General features: G+C 34.2%; 12 protein-coding genes. 8 read left to right on the forward strand and 4 right to left on the reverse strand.

What is annotated here, in order from left to right:
* The 6 genes from PK35_RS12735 to PK35_RS12760 all read left to right on the forward strand — a co-directional run.
* Positions 1-309: T9SS type A sorting domain-containing protein (locus tag PK35_RS12735; protein WP_044626949.1), on the forward strand; the 309-nt coding region annotated here is incomplete at its 5' end.
* 504 nt (positions 310-813) lie between these two features.
* Positions 814-1623 (forward strand): hypothetical protein, encoded by an 810-nt coding sequence (locus PK35_RS12740; RefSeq protein WP_044626950.1) that lies wholly within the window; start codon positions 814-816, stop codon positions 1621-1623.
* 116 nt (positions 1624-1739) lie between these two features.
* Positions 1740-5144 carry an isoleucine--tRNA ligase gene (gene ileS, locus PK35_RS12745; protein WP_044626951.1) on the forward strand — a complete coding sequence of 1135 codons (3405 nt, stop codon included), beginning with the start codon at positions 1740-1742 and terminating at the stop codon, positions 5142-5144.
* 4 nt (positions 5145-5148) lie between these two features.
* Positions 5149-5532 (forward strand): TraR/DksA family transcriptional regulator, encoded by a 384-nt coding sequence (locus PK35_RS12750; RefSeq protein WP_044626952.1) that lies wholly within the window; start codon positions 5149-5151, stop codon positions 5530-5532.
* Positions 5533-5628: 96 nt separating this feature from the next.
* The gene (locus PK35_RS12755; RefSeq protein ID WP_044626953.1) at positions 5629-6246 is read left to right on the forward strand and encodes a lipoprotein signal peptidase; all 618 of its coding nucleotides are present in this window, start codon (positions 5629-5631) and stop codon (positions 6244-6246) included.
* A gap of 62 nt (positions 6247-6308) precedes the next feature.
* Positions 6309-8195: a hypothetical protein gene (locus tag PK35_RS12760; RefSeq protein ID WP_044626954.1), complete on the forward strand. Its 1887-nt coding sequence runs from the start codon at positions 6309-6311 to the stop codon at positions 8193-8195.
* On the opposite strand, the gene PK35_RS12765 is transcribed toward PK35_RS12760, so the two are convergent.
* Genes PK35_RS12765 through PK35_RS12780 form a run of 4 tightly spaced genes read right to left on the reverse strand, consistent with a single transcriptional unit; the run spans position 8192 to position 11025 of the window.
* A complete protein-coding gene (locus PK35_RS12765) occupies positions 8192-8755 on the reverse strand; it encodes a 5-formyltetrahydrofolate cyclo-ligase (protein ID WP_044626955.1) in 564 nt (187 codons plus the stop codon). The two genes, PK35_RS12760 and PK35_RS12765, sit on opposite strands and share 4 nt — an antisense overlap.
* Before the next feature lies 1 nt (position 8756).
* A complete protein-coding gene (locus PK35_RS12770; RefSeq protein WP_044626956.1) occupies positions 8757-9728 on the reverse strand; it encodes a succinylglutamate desuccinylase/aspartoacylase family protein in 972 nt (323 codons plus the stop codon).
* The gene (gene rimK, locus PK35_RS12775) at positions 9729-10604 is read right to left on the reverse strand and encodes a 30S ribosomal protein S6--L-glutamate ligase (RefSeq protein WP_044626957.1); all 876 of its coding nucleotides are present in this window, start codon (positions 10602-10604) and stop codon (positions 9729-9731) included.
* Positions 10582-11025 carry an ATP-dependent zinc protease family protein gene (locus tag PK35_RS12780; RefSeq protein ID WP_044626958.1) on the reverse strand — a complete coding sequence of 148 codons (444 nt, stop codon included), beginning with the start codon at positions 11023-11025 and terminating at the stop codon, positions 10582-10584. The genes rimK and PK35_RS12780 overlap by 23 nt, the downstream gene beginning before the upstream one ends.
* Before the next feature lie 120 nt (positions 11026-11145).
* Between PK35_RS12780 and uvrC the strand changes: the two genes are divergently transcribed.
* Positions 11146-12939, forward strand: a complete 1794-nt coding sequence (uvrC, locus tag PK35_RS12785; protein ID WP_044626959.1) for an excinuclease ABC subunit UvrC — start codon at positions 11146-11148, stop codon at positions 12937-12939.
* Positions 12940-13023: 84 nt separating this feature from the next.
* Positions 13024-15261: a patatin-like phospholipase family protein gene (locus PK35_RS12790; RefSeq protein ID WP_238320915.1), complete on the forward strand. Its 2238-nt coding sequence runs from the start codon at positions 13024-13026 to the stop codon at positions 15259-15261.
* Positions 15262-15275: the final 14 nt, after the last annotated feature.

Consider the following 15275-nt stretch of genomic DNA (forward strand, 5'->3'; position numbering starts at 1 on the left):
AACAAACGATTTGCTATTGTTTTTCAGAGTAAAGCGGAGACATTATCTACCGAGCATGCACAAACAAATGAGGCATTAATGTATTATCAGCAAACAACAAATACATTCTATGTGAAAAAATTGTATTCCGAAGTTAAAAATTTCGCGATATTAAACATGCGTGGTCAACGCGTTATGGAGCTTCAAAACGTATCGAATTCTAGTTTAGAAAGTGGATTAGCACTTAATAATATGGCTACTGGAGCTTATGTGGTTTGTTTACGTACAGCATCAAACAAAGTACTTACAAAGAAGATAATAGTTAAATAGAAAAATAGTTCGAGATATTTAAAAGCCAATACAGTTAATTCTGGATTTGCTTTTTTACTTAAAAGATAACACTACGGGTACATACTTTAACTTAAAAAGTATGGAAACCTATTCTTTTTCAACCGCAGCATCTAATACTGCATTAAAAAATAAGATTATTACAGACTAAACAAATTAGCACGTTAAATAAAAGAGGCTGAATTATTGGGATGTAAACCAAGAATTCAGCCTCTTTTTTTGTGCTTATTGAGGTATCTTGCTATGACTTAGAGTGTTGAAAACATCCATGAAATGCATAAAACAACGATTAAATGTAAAATTTGTTCAAAAATTGAAATTAGCACCTCATGTTTTATAGTTGCTATTTAAATATATACTAGCTTTATATCAAAGTTAAAAATCTCAAAAAAATCTAACTAACCAAAAAAATTAGAGATGAGAAAATATTACAAATCCTTAAGCTGTTTCATTTTATTTTGTGCTTGTTTATGCTTTTCAATTAGTATGGCTCAAACAAACAACAGTTTAGGTTTGGTAAAAACGTATCAAATTAACAACGCTAGTTACAATAAAAAAAGTAGTATAAAAGTAGTTGATCCTATTACTAGAAAAACAACCAATTCTGGTTTTAAAAAAATTAGAATGGAATTTAATGGTATAGAAGGTTCTTATGCTAGTCGCGAGTTACTTTTGGGTTTTAGCGATAATACTAGCGACGGGTTCGATTATGGTTATGATGCAGAAGTAACTTTACACGATAATGATTTAAGTTTAGATTTAAATGGGGTAGATTATGGAATTCAAGCCTATGCCGAATTAACTCCTGATAAAGTAATTAAATTAAATCACAATTCATCTGGAGCGAATCGATTTGTAATAAATATAACAGAATTAGAAAATATTGAGGTCGATCAAGCCATTTATTTAATCGATAATACCACTGGCGATTATATCGATTTATCTTCTGGTTCGGGTTACGAGTTTGAATCATCTCAAGGGAATTTTACCGATCGTTTTCAAATTGCTTTTCAAAATCCTTCGGTGGTGTTAAGTGCTAATAAATTAGCTTATAACACAAAAAACATGTATTTCCATACTCATACAAATACCTTTTATGCAAAGGCTTTAAATACTACGGTTAAAAAATTAATTCTGGTAAACCTTAATGGGCAAAAAGTACTCGAATTAAACAACGTGTCACACGATACTTTAGAGGCGGGTATCAACTTAAACCATATGGCTGCAAATGCTTATGCAGTTATGCTTCAAACCGATAATAAAGAGATTTTAACCAAGAAATTTGTAATAAATTAATACAAAATCATCCTTTAAAATATTTTAAAAGCCATTACTTAAGTTTTGGCTTTTTTTAATGCTAATAATTTCAGTTTAAATGCTTAAATTCGCGCATCGAAACGAAAAATGAATCAATGAGCATGAAATTTGCTGAATATAAAGGACTTGACTTACCAAAAGTAACCGAAGAAATTCTTAACTATTGGCAAGAAAATAACATATTTGAAAAAAGTGTAACCACAAGAGAAGGTAACGAAACCTTTGTGTTTTTCGAAGGGCCACCATCGGCAAACGGTTTACCTGGTGTACACCATGTTTTGGCGCGCGCCATTAAAGATATTTTTCCACGATATAAAACCATGAAAGGCTACCAAGTTAAGCGTAAAGCAGGTTGGGATACTCATGGTTTACCTATTGAGCTTGGTGTAGAAAAAGAATTAGGTATTACCAAAGAAGATATTGGTAAAACCATTTCGGTTGAAGATTACAACGCTGCATGTCGTAAAGCCGTTATGCGTTACACCGATGTTTGGAATGACCTTACCCAAAAAATGGGCTATTGGGTAGATATGGACGATCCATACATTACCTACGAACCAAAATACATGGAAAGTGTTTGGTGGTTATTAAAGCAGATTTACAACAAAAACTTACTGTATAAAGGTTATACCATTCAGCCATACTCACCAAAAGCGGGTACCGGTTTAAGTTCGCACGAGTTAAACCAACCAGGAACGTATCAAGATGTAACCGATACAACTATTGTTGCGCAGTTTAAGGCTGTGGCCGAAACGCTACCAGACTTTTTACAAAATGAAGGCGATATTCATTTCCTAGCTTGGACAACCACACCTTGGACTTTGCCAAGTAACACCGCATTAACCGTTGGACCGAAAATAGAGTATGTTTTAGTTGAAACTTACAATCAATATACCTTCGAACCCATTAATGTTGTTCTGGCTAAAAAATTGGTTAACTATCAGTTTTCAGGAAAGTTTAATCGTGTTGAAGATAAATCAGAATTACTAGCCTATAAATCTGGCGATAAAAAAATTCCGTATTACGTAGTAAAGGAATTTGTTGGAAAAGATTTAGTAGGAATTAAATACGAACAACTTTTAAAATACACCTTACCAAACGATAATCCAGAGGATGCATTTAGAGTTATTGCAGGAGATTTCGTAACGACCGAAGATGGTACAGGTATCGTACACACCGCGCCAACGTTTGGTGCCGATGATGCCTTGGTTGCAAAACAAGCAACACCCGAAATTCCGCCAATGTTGGTTAAAGATGAAAACGGAAATTTAGTGCCGCTTGTAGATTTACAAGGTAAATTTCGTCCAGAGTTAGGCGAACTGGCAGGTAAATACGTAAAGAACGAATATTACAACGATGGCGAAGCTCCAGAACGTTCTGTAGATGTTGAGATTGCTATAAAGTTAAAAGAAGAAAACAAAGCCTTTAAGGTTGAAAAATACAAACACAGCTACCCGAACTGTTGGCGTACCGATAAACCAATTTTATACTACCCGTTAGATTCTTGGTTTATAAAAGTTACCGATGTTAAGGATAGAATGTACCAGCTTAACGAAACCATAAACTGGAAACCTAAAGCAACAGGAACAGGACGTTTTGGTAACTGGCTAGCAAATGCCAACGACTGGAACTTGTCGCGTTCGCGCTATTGGGGAATTCCGTTACCAATTTGGAGAACCGAAGATGGTAAAGAAGAAGTCTGTATCGGTTCGGTTGAAGAGCTTAAAGCAGAAATGCAAAAAGCGGTTTCAGCAGGTGTTCTTGAAAAAGATATTTTTGAAGATTTTGAAGTAGGAAACAACTCCGAAGATAACTACGCTAAATTAGATTTACATAAAAACATTGTTGATGCTATTGTGTTAGTATCTCCAACAGGACAAAAAATGTTCCGCGAAAGCGATTTAATTGATGTTTGGTTCGATTCAGGTTCTATGCCTTATGCACAGTGGCATTATCCTTTTGAAAACAAGGAATTAATTGATGGCGGTGTTTCGTATCCTGCCGATTTTATCGCAGAAGGTGTCGATCAAACTCGCGGATGGTTCTATACGCTTCATGCCATAGGAACTATGGTTTTCGATTCTGTAGCTTACAAAAACGTGGTGTCTAACGGATTGGTGTTAGATAAAAACGGACAAAAAATGTCGAAACGTTTAGGAAACGCTGTCGATCCGTTTGAAACATTAAGTAATTACGGTGCCGATGCCACACGTTGGTACATGATTAGTAACGCCAATCCTTGGGATAATTTAAAGTTCGATATTGATGGTGTAGAGGAAGTAAAACGTAAATTCTTCGGTACACTTTATAATACCTATTCGTTCTTCTCGTTATATACAAACCTTGATGGTTTTAGTTACGCTGAAGCAGATATTGCTTTAGAAGAACGCCCAGAATTAGACCGTTGGATACTTTCAGAATTGCATACATTAATCAAGAAAGTAGACGAATATTACGCCGATTACGAGCCAACAAAGGCGGCTAGAGCTATTTCAGACTTTACACAAGACAACCTTAGTAACTGGTTTGTACGTTTAAGTAGAAGACGTTTCTGGAAAGGCGATTACCAACAAGATAAAATTTCGGCTTACCAAACACTGTATATGTGTATGGAAACTATTGCCAAATTAGGAGCGCCAATTGCACCATTCTTTATGGATAAGTTGTATTTAGATTTAAATGCAGTAACTAAAAAAGAAGCTTTCGAGAGTGTGCATTTAGCTAATTTCCCAGTTTACAACGAAGCTTATATCGATAAAAGCTTGGAGCGTAAAATGGAAAATGCGCAAGTTATTTCGTCTTTAGTATTGTCGTTACGTGCTAAAGAAAAAATTAAAGTACGCCAGCCACTACAAAAAATTATGATTCCTGTGGTGAGCGAACAACAAAAAGAAGAAATTTTAGCCGTATCGAGTTTAATAAAGCACGAGGTTAATGTTAAGGAGATTGAACTGTTAGATGACGCTTCAGATATCCTCGTAAAACAAATAAAACCAAACTTTAAGGTGCTTGGTCCGCGTTTTGGAAAGGATATGAAAGCCATTGCAGGTAAAGTAATTAACTTTTCACCCGAAGATATTAACAAAATAGAGCAAAACGGTAGTATTGAGGTTGATATTAATGGAAAAAATATTACTTTGGAACGCGGAGATGTAGAAATTACATCTCAAGATATTGAAGGTTGGCTTGTTGCTAACGAAGGGGCTTTAACAGTAGCTCTAGATGTTACAATAACCGACGAATTGCGTAAAGAAGGTATTGCACGAGAGTTAATTAACCGCATACAAAATTTACGAAAAGATTCTGGTTTTGAAGTAACCGATAGAATTGATGTGGTACTTCAAAAAGATGATAACATTGTAAATGCAGTTGAGACCAATATCGATTATATAAAAACAGAAACATTAACCGAACAATTAGAAATTAAAGACGACATTAAGAATGGTATAGAAATTGCTTTTGATGATGTAAATACCAAATTGTTTATTCAAAAACATTAACATTATGAGCACAGATGCTAACGTTAGATATTCCGATAAAGATTTAGCTGAATTTAAAGTTTTAATTCAGGAAAAAATAGATAAAGCACAACACGATTTAGAGCTTATTAAAAGCGCGTATATGAACGACCATAACAATGGTACAGACGATACGTCGCCAACCTTTAAGGCCTTTGATGAAGGAAGTGAAGTTATGAGTAAAGAATCGAACTCGCAATTAGCTATTCGCCAAGAAAAGTTTATTCGCGATTTAAAAAATGCTTTAATCCGTATTGAAAATAAAACCTATGGTGTTTGCCGTGTTACAGGTAAATTAATAAACAAAAAGCGTTTAGAGTTGGTGCCACACGCAACTTTAAGTATTGAAGCTAAAAATATGCAGAAATAAGTTTGCATGACATTATAAAAAACAAAACGTCTCGAACCTTAATTTCAGGGTAGAGGCGTTTTTTGTTTCCTTTTTCTCAGGATTTAAACCCAAAACATGTCTTTAAAAAAATCTATTTTATACATAATAATTATTTTGCTTATCGATCAAGTAAGTAAAATTTATATAAAAACACATTTTACATTACACGAAAGTGTTGATGTGTTTAACTGGTTTAAAATTTATTTTATTGAAAACGATGGGATGGCTTGGGGAACAAAAATTAGCGATTTTACTACTTTAATTACCGACAGAACTGCCAAAGTAATTTTAACTGTATTTCGTATAGTGGCCATTTTTGGTATTGGGTATTGGCTTATTTCGGCTATAAAAAAACAAAGTTCTAACATTCTTGTTTTAGCCATTGTTTTAATTTTCGCTGGCGCTTTAGGGAATATTATCGATTCGGTGTTTTATGGTGTTTTGTTTGATGATAGTTTAAACCAAGTCGCGACTTTTTTACCAGATGCAGGTGGGTACGATACCGTATTGCACGGTAAAGTAGTCGATATGCTGTATTTTCCTTTAATTTCGGTCGATTTACCGCAGTGGTTGCCTATTTATGGTGGAAAGCGGTTTAATTTTTTCGAACCCGTTTTTAATATCGCCGATGTTGCTATAAGCACGGGTTTTATAATGCTTATTGTATTTAATAAAAAAGCGTTTGCTAAATAAATTTACGTGTGTATTTTCTTCTAATAATTTAATTGCTATATTTAGTTTTTAAAACAAACTAAATGAAAATTAAATTACGCTTCTCCCTTGTAATAATTACACTTTTTTCAACTTTTACATTTTCGCAAAATACTTTCGATATTGTTTTTCCTCAGCAAGATCGCGATCAAAAATGTCAGCAATGTTTTCAAATATTTAGGCAAAAACCTAAAGAAGTTCAGTTTTCAATAAAGCGAGAAAATAGTAACTTATATTTTCATGTTAACGATAAAAACTGGTTTAATTTATTGTTTAAAAATGCTGGCGATGGTATAGCCATTGATGTGGTTTCGAAAGATCGTTATAAATGTAATAATACAGAAATTGAGAATTCTCAAATTAAAGGTGTTTTACAGCGACCAAAATATGCTAAAAAGCTTCGAGCAGAATTAAAGCCTCACGGTGATAACGATTATCGTGTGCATGTTGGTAGAGTCCCAGAAGGTTTAATTAACGACGATTTAGAATACAATATTCTGTTTTTAAGCAACAAAAATTTATGCAATTACTATGTAATTTATAACCTAGAAACATATCCTTGGGATTTGCTCGATATGGGTATGTATTTAGATTCTTTAACTTACGATACCAAAAAAATTAAGCCAACTAGTGAATCGGGATTTGTATTAAAAAATAAAACATTAAAATTTAAAATTCCGTTTGAAAAGAATAAATCGGAATACTCGCAAGAAGATATAAAACCTATTTACGATTCGTTACGTTTAACCGATTTTAATATTAAAAGTATCAATATAAAGGCATACGCATCGGTTGAAGGTAGTTTAGAGCGAAATATCGAATTACAACAACAACGCGCCAATAGTATTGTAATGGCACTACAAACCTTTCAAAAGCCAACCATAAAAACATCGGTATCATCATCAGAAAATTGGGTGGAATTTTTAAATGATATTAAAGGTACACCGCATGAAGGATTAGCGCAATTGAGCAAAAATCAAGTAAAAGCAAAACTTGTTGGAAGTTTATCTAACACCTTAGAACCTATTTTGCAAAACCACCGAAAAGCAGTTTTAGAACTCGAATTAGAGAAGAAAGATAAATATAAAAACATGTCGGCAAACGAGTTGCTTACCAAGTTTAATTCTGCAGTTACATCGCAGGAAGTTGAAAAGGCTTTAGAAATTCAAAATTCACTTTTTAAGAAATTAAATAACAAAGAAATTTCGCCCGATTTTCTTCGTAAAATGGAAATTCCGAAACAAGCCAAATTTGCTAAAATTTTTAATAAAAATTCCGCCATTCGATTTTTAGATGATGTAAGGCAAGGTTTAATAGTTTACAACGAATTACAGGAATTAGAAAAGTTGGTGCCTAAAAACGGTGAAGTAAAATATAATATAGCGGCGCTTACTATAAAATTATGGCGATATAGGGCTATAAAAATTGAGGAAAGTGCATTGAAAACTCAAATTAGTAATCTTAAAAATTACGGTATAGATGCGAGTTTAATTTCCAGAATGCTGGTGAATTATAACATTATTTTGGCCGAAAACTACATGAGGCAGCGCGAGTATACCAAAAAAGATAAATCGGTTGAGTTTATAAACGCAAACTATAAATATTTCCCATTATCAGATTACGATTATTTAAGTTTAGCTCAGTTTTTTAGTTACTATGCCAATACAGATTTGGCGGTTACGTTGCTTGAAGATAAGGCTAAAAGCATTGAAATAGACGAAGATTTACTGTTTTACTATTTAAATCTTACATTAATAAATAAGGAGTTAACCAAAACGCCAGAGTACAGAACTATTATGCTTAATGCGATTAATATGAATAAAACGCGTTATTGTAAACTGTTTAATGCTGTTGAGAAAGGTGGTGTAACATTCCAGATGTTGGAAGATGAATATTTACGAACAACTTATTGCGAGAATTGCGAAAACTAAAACTCATAAACCCGCTCTGGCGTAACGCAAAAATCGAGTTTAATATCGCCATCAAAAGTATCGGATATTTCAGTTTCGGCTTCAAAAAAGGATAGGCCAATTTTAATGGTTTCTGGGTTGCATTGGCTTAAAAATCTGTCGTAAAAACCTTTGCCATAACCAACACGATTGCCTTGTTTGTCGAATGCTAAAAGCGGAATAAAAACCACTTCAATTTTATTGTTACTTATTTCAATACCATCAATGGGTTCGGGAATATTGTAGGTGTTCTTTTTAATTCTGGTGCTATCGGTTAGCAAAAAATGTGTCATTTCATAAGTTTTAAAATCACTCTTAGAAATCACAATATTTTTGTCTTTTCCAGAAAGAATATTCAAAATATAATCGGTATTAACTTCTTTTTGTTCTTCAATAGCTAAAAAAATATGATAGAAAGAAGCATCCCAAATGTTAAGATTTAAAAGCTGATTCGCTATAGCTATACTGAAGCTGTCTACATCGGTTTCAGACAATTGTTGTCTTTTAACTTTGTATATGTTTCGTAGTTCGGCTTTCTTCATATTACTTAAGCATGGTAGAAATATGAAACAAAGCATCACCTTGATAAACAATAGGCGATTCGTTTACATTAATAATATATCCGGTATTTGATGCTCTTACAAAGTAATTGAGTTTACCATAAGGATCGGTAATATTACCAATAATAGCATCTTTTTCAACAAACGATCCTACAGCAATAGAGGCTTTAAACATACCAGAAAATTTAGCGCGTTGCCATTTGCTGTCGGTAATAAAAATACAAGCGTTTTTGGGTTTGGTCGATTTAAAAATAGTACGTAGCATTCCTAAATGTTTTAAAATACGCTTCGAGCCATTTACACCAGAATTAGTAACAACCTCGTCTATATGAAACGATTTTCCACCTTCAAAAAGCAATAAAGGTTTGCCTAATTTATTACAAGTACTTCTAAAGGATTTTGATAAGTTGCTAGAGTATAAAACAAAAGGCGCACCAAACACTCTTGCTAATTCATCGAAATTTGTTTTGTGTTTAGAGTAGCGTAATTGTGGCGCGTTAAATCTTCCTGAACCTCCTGTATGAAAATCGATGATTAAATCGGCATGCGGAATGATGTCTTTTACTAATTTATACGCCACTCTGCTGGCCAAGGACCCCGATTTACTTCCGGGAAACACACGGTTTAAATCGCGCCCATCTGGAAATTCGCGTTTTAGGTTAATAAAGCCAAAAATATTGATAACGGGCATACAAATTATGGTGCCAATTTTAGGTTTGTTAATGCCTTTGGCAATAAGCTGGCGTACAATTTCGGTACCGTTAACCTCGTCGCCGTGTATGCCAGCAGTAAACAAAACGGTTGGCCCAGGTTTTTTAGCACGCTCAATAATAACTGGTACGTTTACAGCACCAGAAGTGTGTAAATTGGCCACATCAAAATTTACTTCTTTGCTTTCGCCTGGGTAAATGTTTTCACCTAAAATTGATAAAACTCCGTTTTTTCCTAACTGCATTTATTTTCTGTTTCGTTCTATAAAAGTAATAATGGCTTTGGCAATATTTTTTCCAGTTGCCCCTTCAATACCTTCTAAACCTGGGGTAGAATTTACTTCAAGCAATAGCGGGCCACGTTCCGATTGTAGCATATCTACTCCACAAATAGGAAGTTTTAAAGCACGAGCAGCATTCATGGCAACTTTTAACTCGTCATGGCTAAGTTTTACTATTTCGGCCGAACCACCACGGTGTAAATTAGAACGGAATTCACCTTCTTTACCTTGGCGTTTCATGGCGCCAACTACTTGTCCGTCGACAACTAGTGCGCGTAAATCGGCACCTTTAGCTTCGGCAATATATTCTTGAACCAAAGCGCGAGCTTGTAAGCCATTAAAAGCTTCAAGCACCGATTCGGCTGCATTTTTAGTTTCAGCTAAAACCACACCTAAACCTTGTGTGCCTTCTAAAAGTTTTATAATTACTGGAGCGCCGCCAACATGCGATAATACTTTTTCTACATCGCGAGAGTAGTTTGTAAATACGGTTTTTGGCATACCAATCCCAGCTTTCGATAAACGCTGAAAACTACGTAGTTTATCACGAGAACGAATAATAGCATCGCTAGTTACCGAGGTAAAAACACCCATCATTTCAAATTGCCTAACAACGGCGCAACCAAAAAAAGTTACCGAAGTGCCAATACGGGGAATAATAGCATCAACATAATCTAAATATCTATCCTTGTAAAAAATGGTAGGTTTTTCCTTTTCAATAATAATGTCGCATTTTAAGGGATCGATGACTTCTATAAGATGACCGCGTTTTTCGCCTTCTTCAACCAAGCGGTTTGTAGAATATAAATTTGTGTTTCTAGATAGTATTACTATGTTCATTCTGTGAGGTTTTAAACGAAATGTTTTCTAAATCAACATCCACTAAAAATTTATGCTTTAAAAATTCTCTGCCTATTAAAACAGGAAAGCGCATATCGTCGCGCGTGCTTAAAGTTAAGTTAATCTTATACGTTTTACCAAAAAATATAACTTCAGATTTCACTTTATAGCGATTTTCCTTATAACCATTGCTGCTTTTTACGTTGGTGTTTGTAAACGTATCGAACACAATTTCGCTTTTACCAAAGTTTTGGTGTACATCGCTTTTAAAAATGCAGCGTAAGCTATTGTTTTCTTCAATAATTTTCGAACAATGTATGGCCGAGGTGTATGCGCCAGTATCAATTTTTACGTTAATACCATAAAGTTCTAATTTTGGGAAGTCAATTTTATCGACTCTTCCTATAATTTTTTTACTCATTTTTAGTTTTTAAAAAAGTGGCGCAATGTAGCAAATTTCAACTTTCAAAAATTATATTTTTTAAAAGATTATTAAAGAAGAAATTTAGCAATAATATTTTAAATATTTACCTTTACATTAATGGATGTCCCAGCTTTAGAAATACAATTAAAAACTCTACCCAATGCGCCTGGAGTGTACCAATATTTTGATAAAGAAGGTACGATTATTTACGTAGGAAAGGCTAAAAATTTAAAAAAACGTGTAAGCTCGTATTTTACTAAAACACACGATAGTGGTAAAACCCGTGTTTTGGTAAAAAAAATTGTAAATATAAAGCACATTGTTGTTGAGACCGAAACGGATGCGTTGTTGCTAGAAAATAACCTTATAAAAAAGCATAAGCCACGTTACAACGTGTTGTTGAAAGACGATAAATCATACCCGTGGATTTGTGTAAAAAACGAACGATTTCCTAGGGTGTTTTCTACACGCCGCGTGTTTAAAAATGGTGGCGATTATTTTGGGCCATACACCAGTGGTAAAACGGTGCATACCTTACTCGATTTAATTCGGGGGTTGTTTGCCCTACGAACTTGTAATTATGATTTGCATGAAGATAAAATACAAGCAGGAAAATATAAAGTGTGTTTAGAGTATCATTTAGGAAACTGTAAAGGGGCTTGCGAAGGTTTAGAAAGTGAAAAGCAATACAACGAAAATATTAAAGCAATTAAACAGATTTTAAAAGGAAATTTTAAAGATTCGTTGTCGAAATTTAAAGAACAAATGATGACGCTTGCCGAAAACATGCAGTTTGAGGAAGCTCAAAAAATAAAAGAAAAGGTTGAGGTTTTAGAGAATTACCAAGCAAAATCTACCATTGTAAACCCTAAAATTAGCAATGTAGACGTGTTTAGCGTAATTAGCGACGAGAGTTACGGTTATATTAATTTTTTGCAACTTTCTTATGGCTCTATAATTCGTTCGCACACGCTCGAAATTAAGAAAAAGCTCGATGAAACCGATAAAGAATTATTGGAGTTAGCCATTACCGAAATTAGGCAACGTTTCCACTCGAAATCTAAAGAAATTTACGTGCCTTTTGCGGTTGATATTGGAGAAAATATTAAAGTTACCGTGCCGCAATTGGGTGATAAAAAGCATATTTTAGATTTATCGGTTCGAAATGCAAAGTATTTTAGAATGGAGCGTTTTAAACAAATTAAAATTGTAGATCCAGATAGGCATGCCAACCGTATAATGGCTCAAATGAAAGCCGATTTGCGATTGCATGAAGAACCACGCCATATTGAGTGTTTCGATAATTCGAACATTCAAGGAACTAACCCGGTAGCGGCCTGTGTGGTGTTTAAAAACGGGAAACCAAGTAAAAAAGATTATCGCCATTTTAATATAAAAACGGTTGAAGGTCCAGACGATTTTGCCTCGATGGAAGAAGTGGTTTATCGCCGTTATAAACGCTTGTTAGACGAAGAACAGCCGTTGCCGCATTTAATCATTATTGATGGTGGTAAAGGGCAACTTTCGTCGGCATTGAAAAGTTTAGATGCTTTAAATTTAAGAGGAAAAATTGCCATTATCGGAATTGCTAAACGTTTAGAAGAATTATTTTACCCAAACGACCCAATTCCTTTATATTTAGATAAAAAAAGCGAAACCCTAAAAGTTATTCAGCATTTGCGTAACGAAGCGCATCGTTTTGGTATCGAGCATCACCGCAACCGTAGAAGTAAAAATGCATTAAATACCGAGTTAGAAACTATAAATGGCGTAGGTGAAAAAACGGTGGTAGAATTGTTAAAGCATTTTAAATCGGCTAAACGTGTAGCCAATGCAAAGCTTGATGAGTTAGAAGATGTTGTTGGTGCATCGCGTGCCGAAAAAGTGTATAATTATTATCATAGTAAATAACTGTTTTTTGTAAACTTAGTTGTTTTAATGGCAACAAAAAATATTCAGAAGCAACTCAAAATAAAAAAATATAAAACTTAACCATTGAACATAAAACCAATAATACTAACATTAATTTTGCTCGCAAGCATTTCCGCGAAAGCGCAACAAGAAAACACCCCAAAAACAGCGCCAAAAGTAGGATTGGTATTAAGTGGCGGTGGTGCAAAAGGATTGGCACATATTGGGGTTTTAAAAGTTATTGATAGTTTAGGCGTAAAGGTTGATTATGTAGCCGGAACCAGTATGGGCGCTATAATTGGTTCGTTGTATGCGGCTGGTTATACAGGTAAACAGCTCGATTCGGTGTTCCATGAAGTCGATTTCGACAATATTTTAAACGATAATTTACCTAGAAATGTAAAATCGTTTCACGAACGCGAAAATGCCGAACGTTATGCTGTAAAATTGCCGTTTAACAAGTTTAAAATTAAATTACCATCGGCGTTGTCGCGAGGTCATAACACCTACAATTTACTGTCTAAACTTATGTTGCCTTTGTGCGAAACCGAAGATTTTAGTAAACTCCCAATTCCGTTTTTTTGTGTGGCTACCAATGTAGAAACAGGAGCTCCCGTTTTTTTAGAAAAGGGAAATTTACCATTAGCCGTATTGGCAAGTGCGGCTTTACCATCGGTATTTAAACCTGTTTTTATAAACGATGAAATGCTTATTGATGGTGGCGTGGTTAACAATTATCCTATAGATGAGCTTAGAGCAAAAGGGATGGATGTTATAATTGGTGTAGATGTACAAGATGGATTAATGGATAGAAAGGAGCTAACCTCAGGACTCGATGTGTTGCTTCAAATTAACAATTTTAGAACCATAAACGATATGAAATCTAAAGTTGGAAAAACCGATGTGTATATAAAACCAAATATTAAAAATTATACCGTGGTGTCGTTTAGCGAAGGTAATAGCATTATTAATGCTGGTAACGAAGCTGCATTACAACAACTTGAGGCTTTAAAAGACTTGCCTAAAAAACCTCAAGCAATTACGCCTAAACCATTAAAATGTATTGATAGTTTAGTAATAAATAATATTAAAATTGAAGGTTTAACAAATTATACACGCTCTTATGTTACTGGAAAGCTGAAGCTAAAAAGTAAAGAGAAAATTAGCTACAATCAGTTTGAAAATGGATTGAATAACCTTGAAGCCACCAATAATTTTGATGGATTTGAGTATCATTTAAAAAAATCGGAGGATCAAAAAGGTTATAATTTTACCACTAAGTTAAAAGAATCGCAGGTAAATACTTTTTTAAAACTTGGTGTGCATTTCGACGATTTATATAAAAGTGCCGCCTTAATAAATTTAACAAAAAAACGAGTGCTTTTTAATAACGATGTCGTGTCGTTCGATTTTATAGTTGGCGATAATGTTCGGTACAATTTCGATTATTTAATTGATAAAGGTTTTTATTGGAGTATCGGTTTAAAATCGCGTTACAACCAGTTTAACAAAGGTGTAAGTGCAAAGCTTTTGCTTGATGATGGCGAAATATCGAGTACGGGATTAAATAAAATTAATGTAAAATTAAAAGATTTTACCAATCAATTTTACGTGCAAACGTTATTGTATCGCGATTTTGCATTTGGTATGGGTGCCGAACATAAACGTTTAGAAATTAGTTCTGAAACTATTGCCGATGAAACATCTGAAGACGATTTTTATTTAGAAAACTCTAACTACTTTAGTGTTTTTGGAAATTTAAAATTCGATTCGTACGACAATAAATACTTCCCAAAACGAGGTGCATATTTTAATGGCGATTTACATGTATATTTATTTGGGTCTAGTTTTATTCAGGAATTCGAAAACTTTTCAATAGCCAAAGCCGATATGGGTTACGCCTTTAGCGCATCAAAACATGTAGCGTTTAATATACAAGCTCAAGGCGGATTTAAAATAGGAGATAACGGTATTAAAACACTCGATTTTGCATTGGGAGGCTACGGTAATAATTTAATAAACAATTTTACACCATTTTTAGGTTACGATTTTATTTCACTTACCGGAAATAGCTTTGTGAAATCTACGTTTACAGCCGATTTTGAGGTGTTTAAAAAGCATCATTTAACGCTCGAAGGCAATTGGGCAAACATAGAAGATAATATTTTTGAAACAGGCGAGTGGTTTACAGCGCCAGATTATAGTGGCTATGCTATTGGGTACGCCATCGATAGTTTTTTAGGGCCGTTACAAGTTAAATACAGTTACACGCCAGAGCTAGGTGAAGGTATTTGGAATTTTAGTATTGGGTTTTGGTTTTAGTTGAAGTATGATTT

Origin of the sequence: Neotamlana nanhaiensis (genome assembly GCF_000943555.1) — a bacterium.
Classification (GTDB): domain Bacteria; phylum Bacteroidota; class Bacteroidia; order Flavobacteriales; family Flavobacteriaceae; genus Neotamlana; species Neotamlana nanhaiensis.

Excerpts from the sequence above, each read along its gene's own strand:
- PK35_RS12740 (WP_044626950.1), top strand. The coding sequence starts at position 814 with ATGGCTCAAACAAACAACAGTTTAGGTTTGGTAAAAACGTATCAAATT.
- ileS (WP_044626951.1), top strand. The coding sequence starts at position 1,740 with ATGAGCATGAAATTTGCTGAATATAAAGGACTTGACTTACCAAAAGTA.
- PK35_RS12750 (WP_044626952.1), top strand. The coding sequence starts at position 5,149 with ATGAGCACAGATGCTAACGTTAGATATTCCGATAAAGATTTAGCTGAA.
- PK35_RS12755 (WP_044626953.1), top strand. The coding sequence starts at position 5,629 with ATGTCTTTAAAAAAATCTATTTTATACATAATAATTATTTTGCTTATC.
- PK35_RS12760 (WP_044626954.1), top strand. The coding sequence starts at position 6,309 with ATGAAAATTAAATTACGCTTCTCCCTTGTAATAATTACACTTTTTTCA.
- PK35_RS12765 (WP_044626955.1), bottom strand. The coding sequence starts at position 8,755 with ATGAAGAAAGCCGAACTACGAAACATATACAAAGTTAAAAGACAACAA.
- PK35_RS12770 (WP_044626956.1), bottom strand. The coding sequence starts at position 9,728 with ATGCAGTTAGGAAAAAACGGAGTTTTATCAATTTTAGGTGAAAACATT.
- rimK (WP_044626957.1), bottom strand. The coding sequence starts at position 10,604 with ATGAACATAGTAATACTATCTAGAAACACAAATTTATATTCTACAAAC.
- PK35_RS12780 (WP_044626958.1), bottom strand. The coding sequence starts at position 11,025 with ATGAGTAAAAAAATTATAGGAAGAGTCGATAAAATTGACTTCCCAAAA.
- uvrC (WP_044626959.1), top strand. The coding sequence starts at position 11,146 with ATGGATGTCCCAGCTTTAGAAATACAATTAAAAACTCTACCCAATGCG.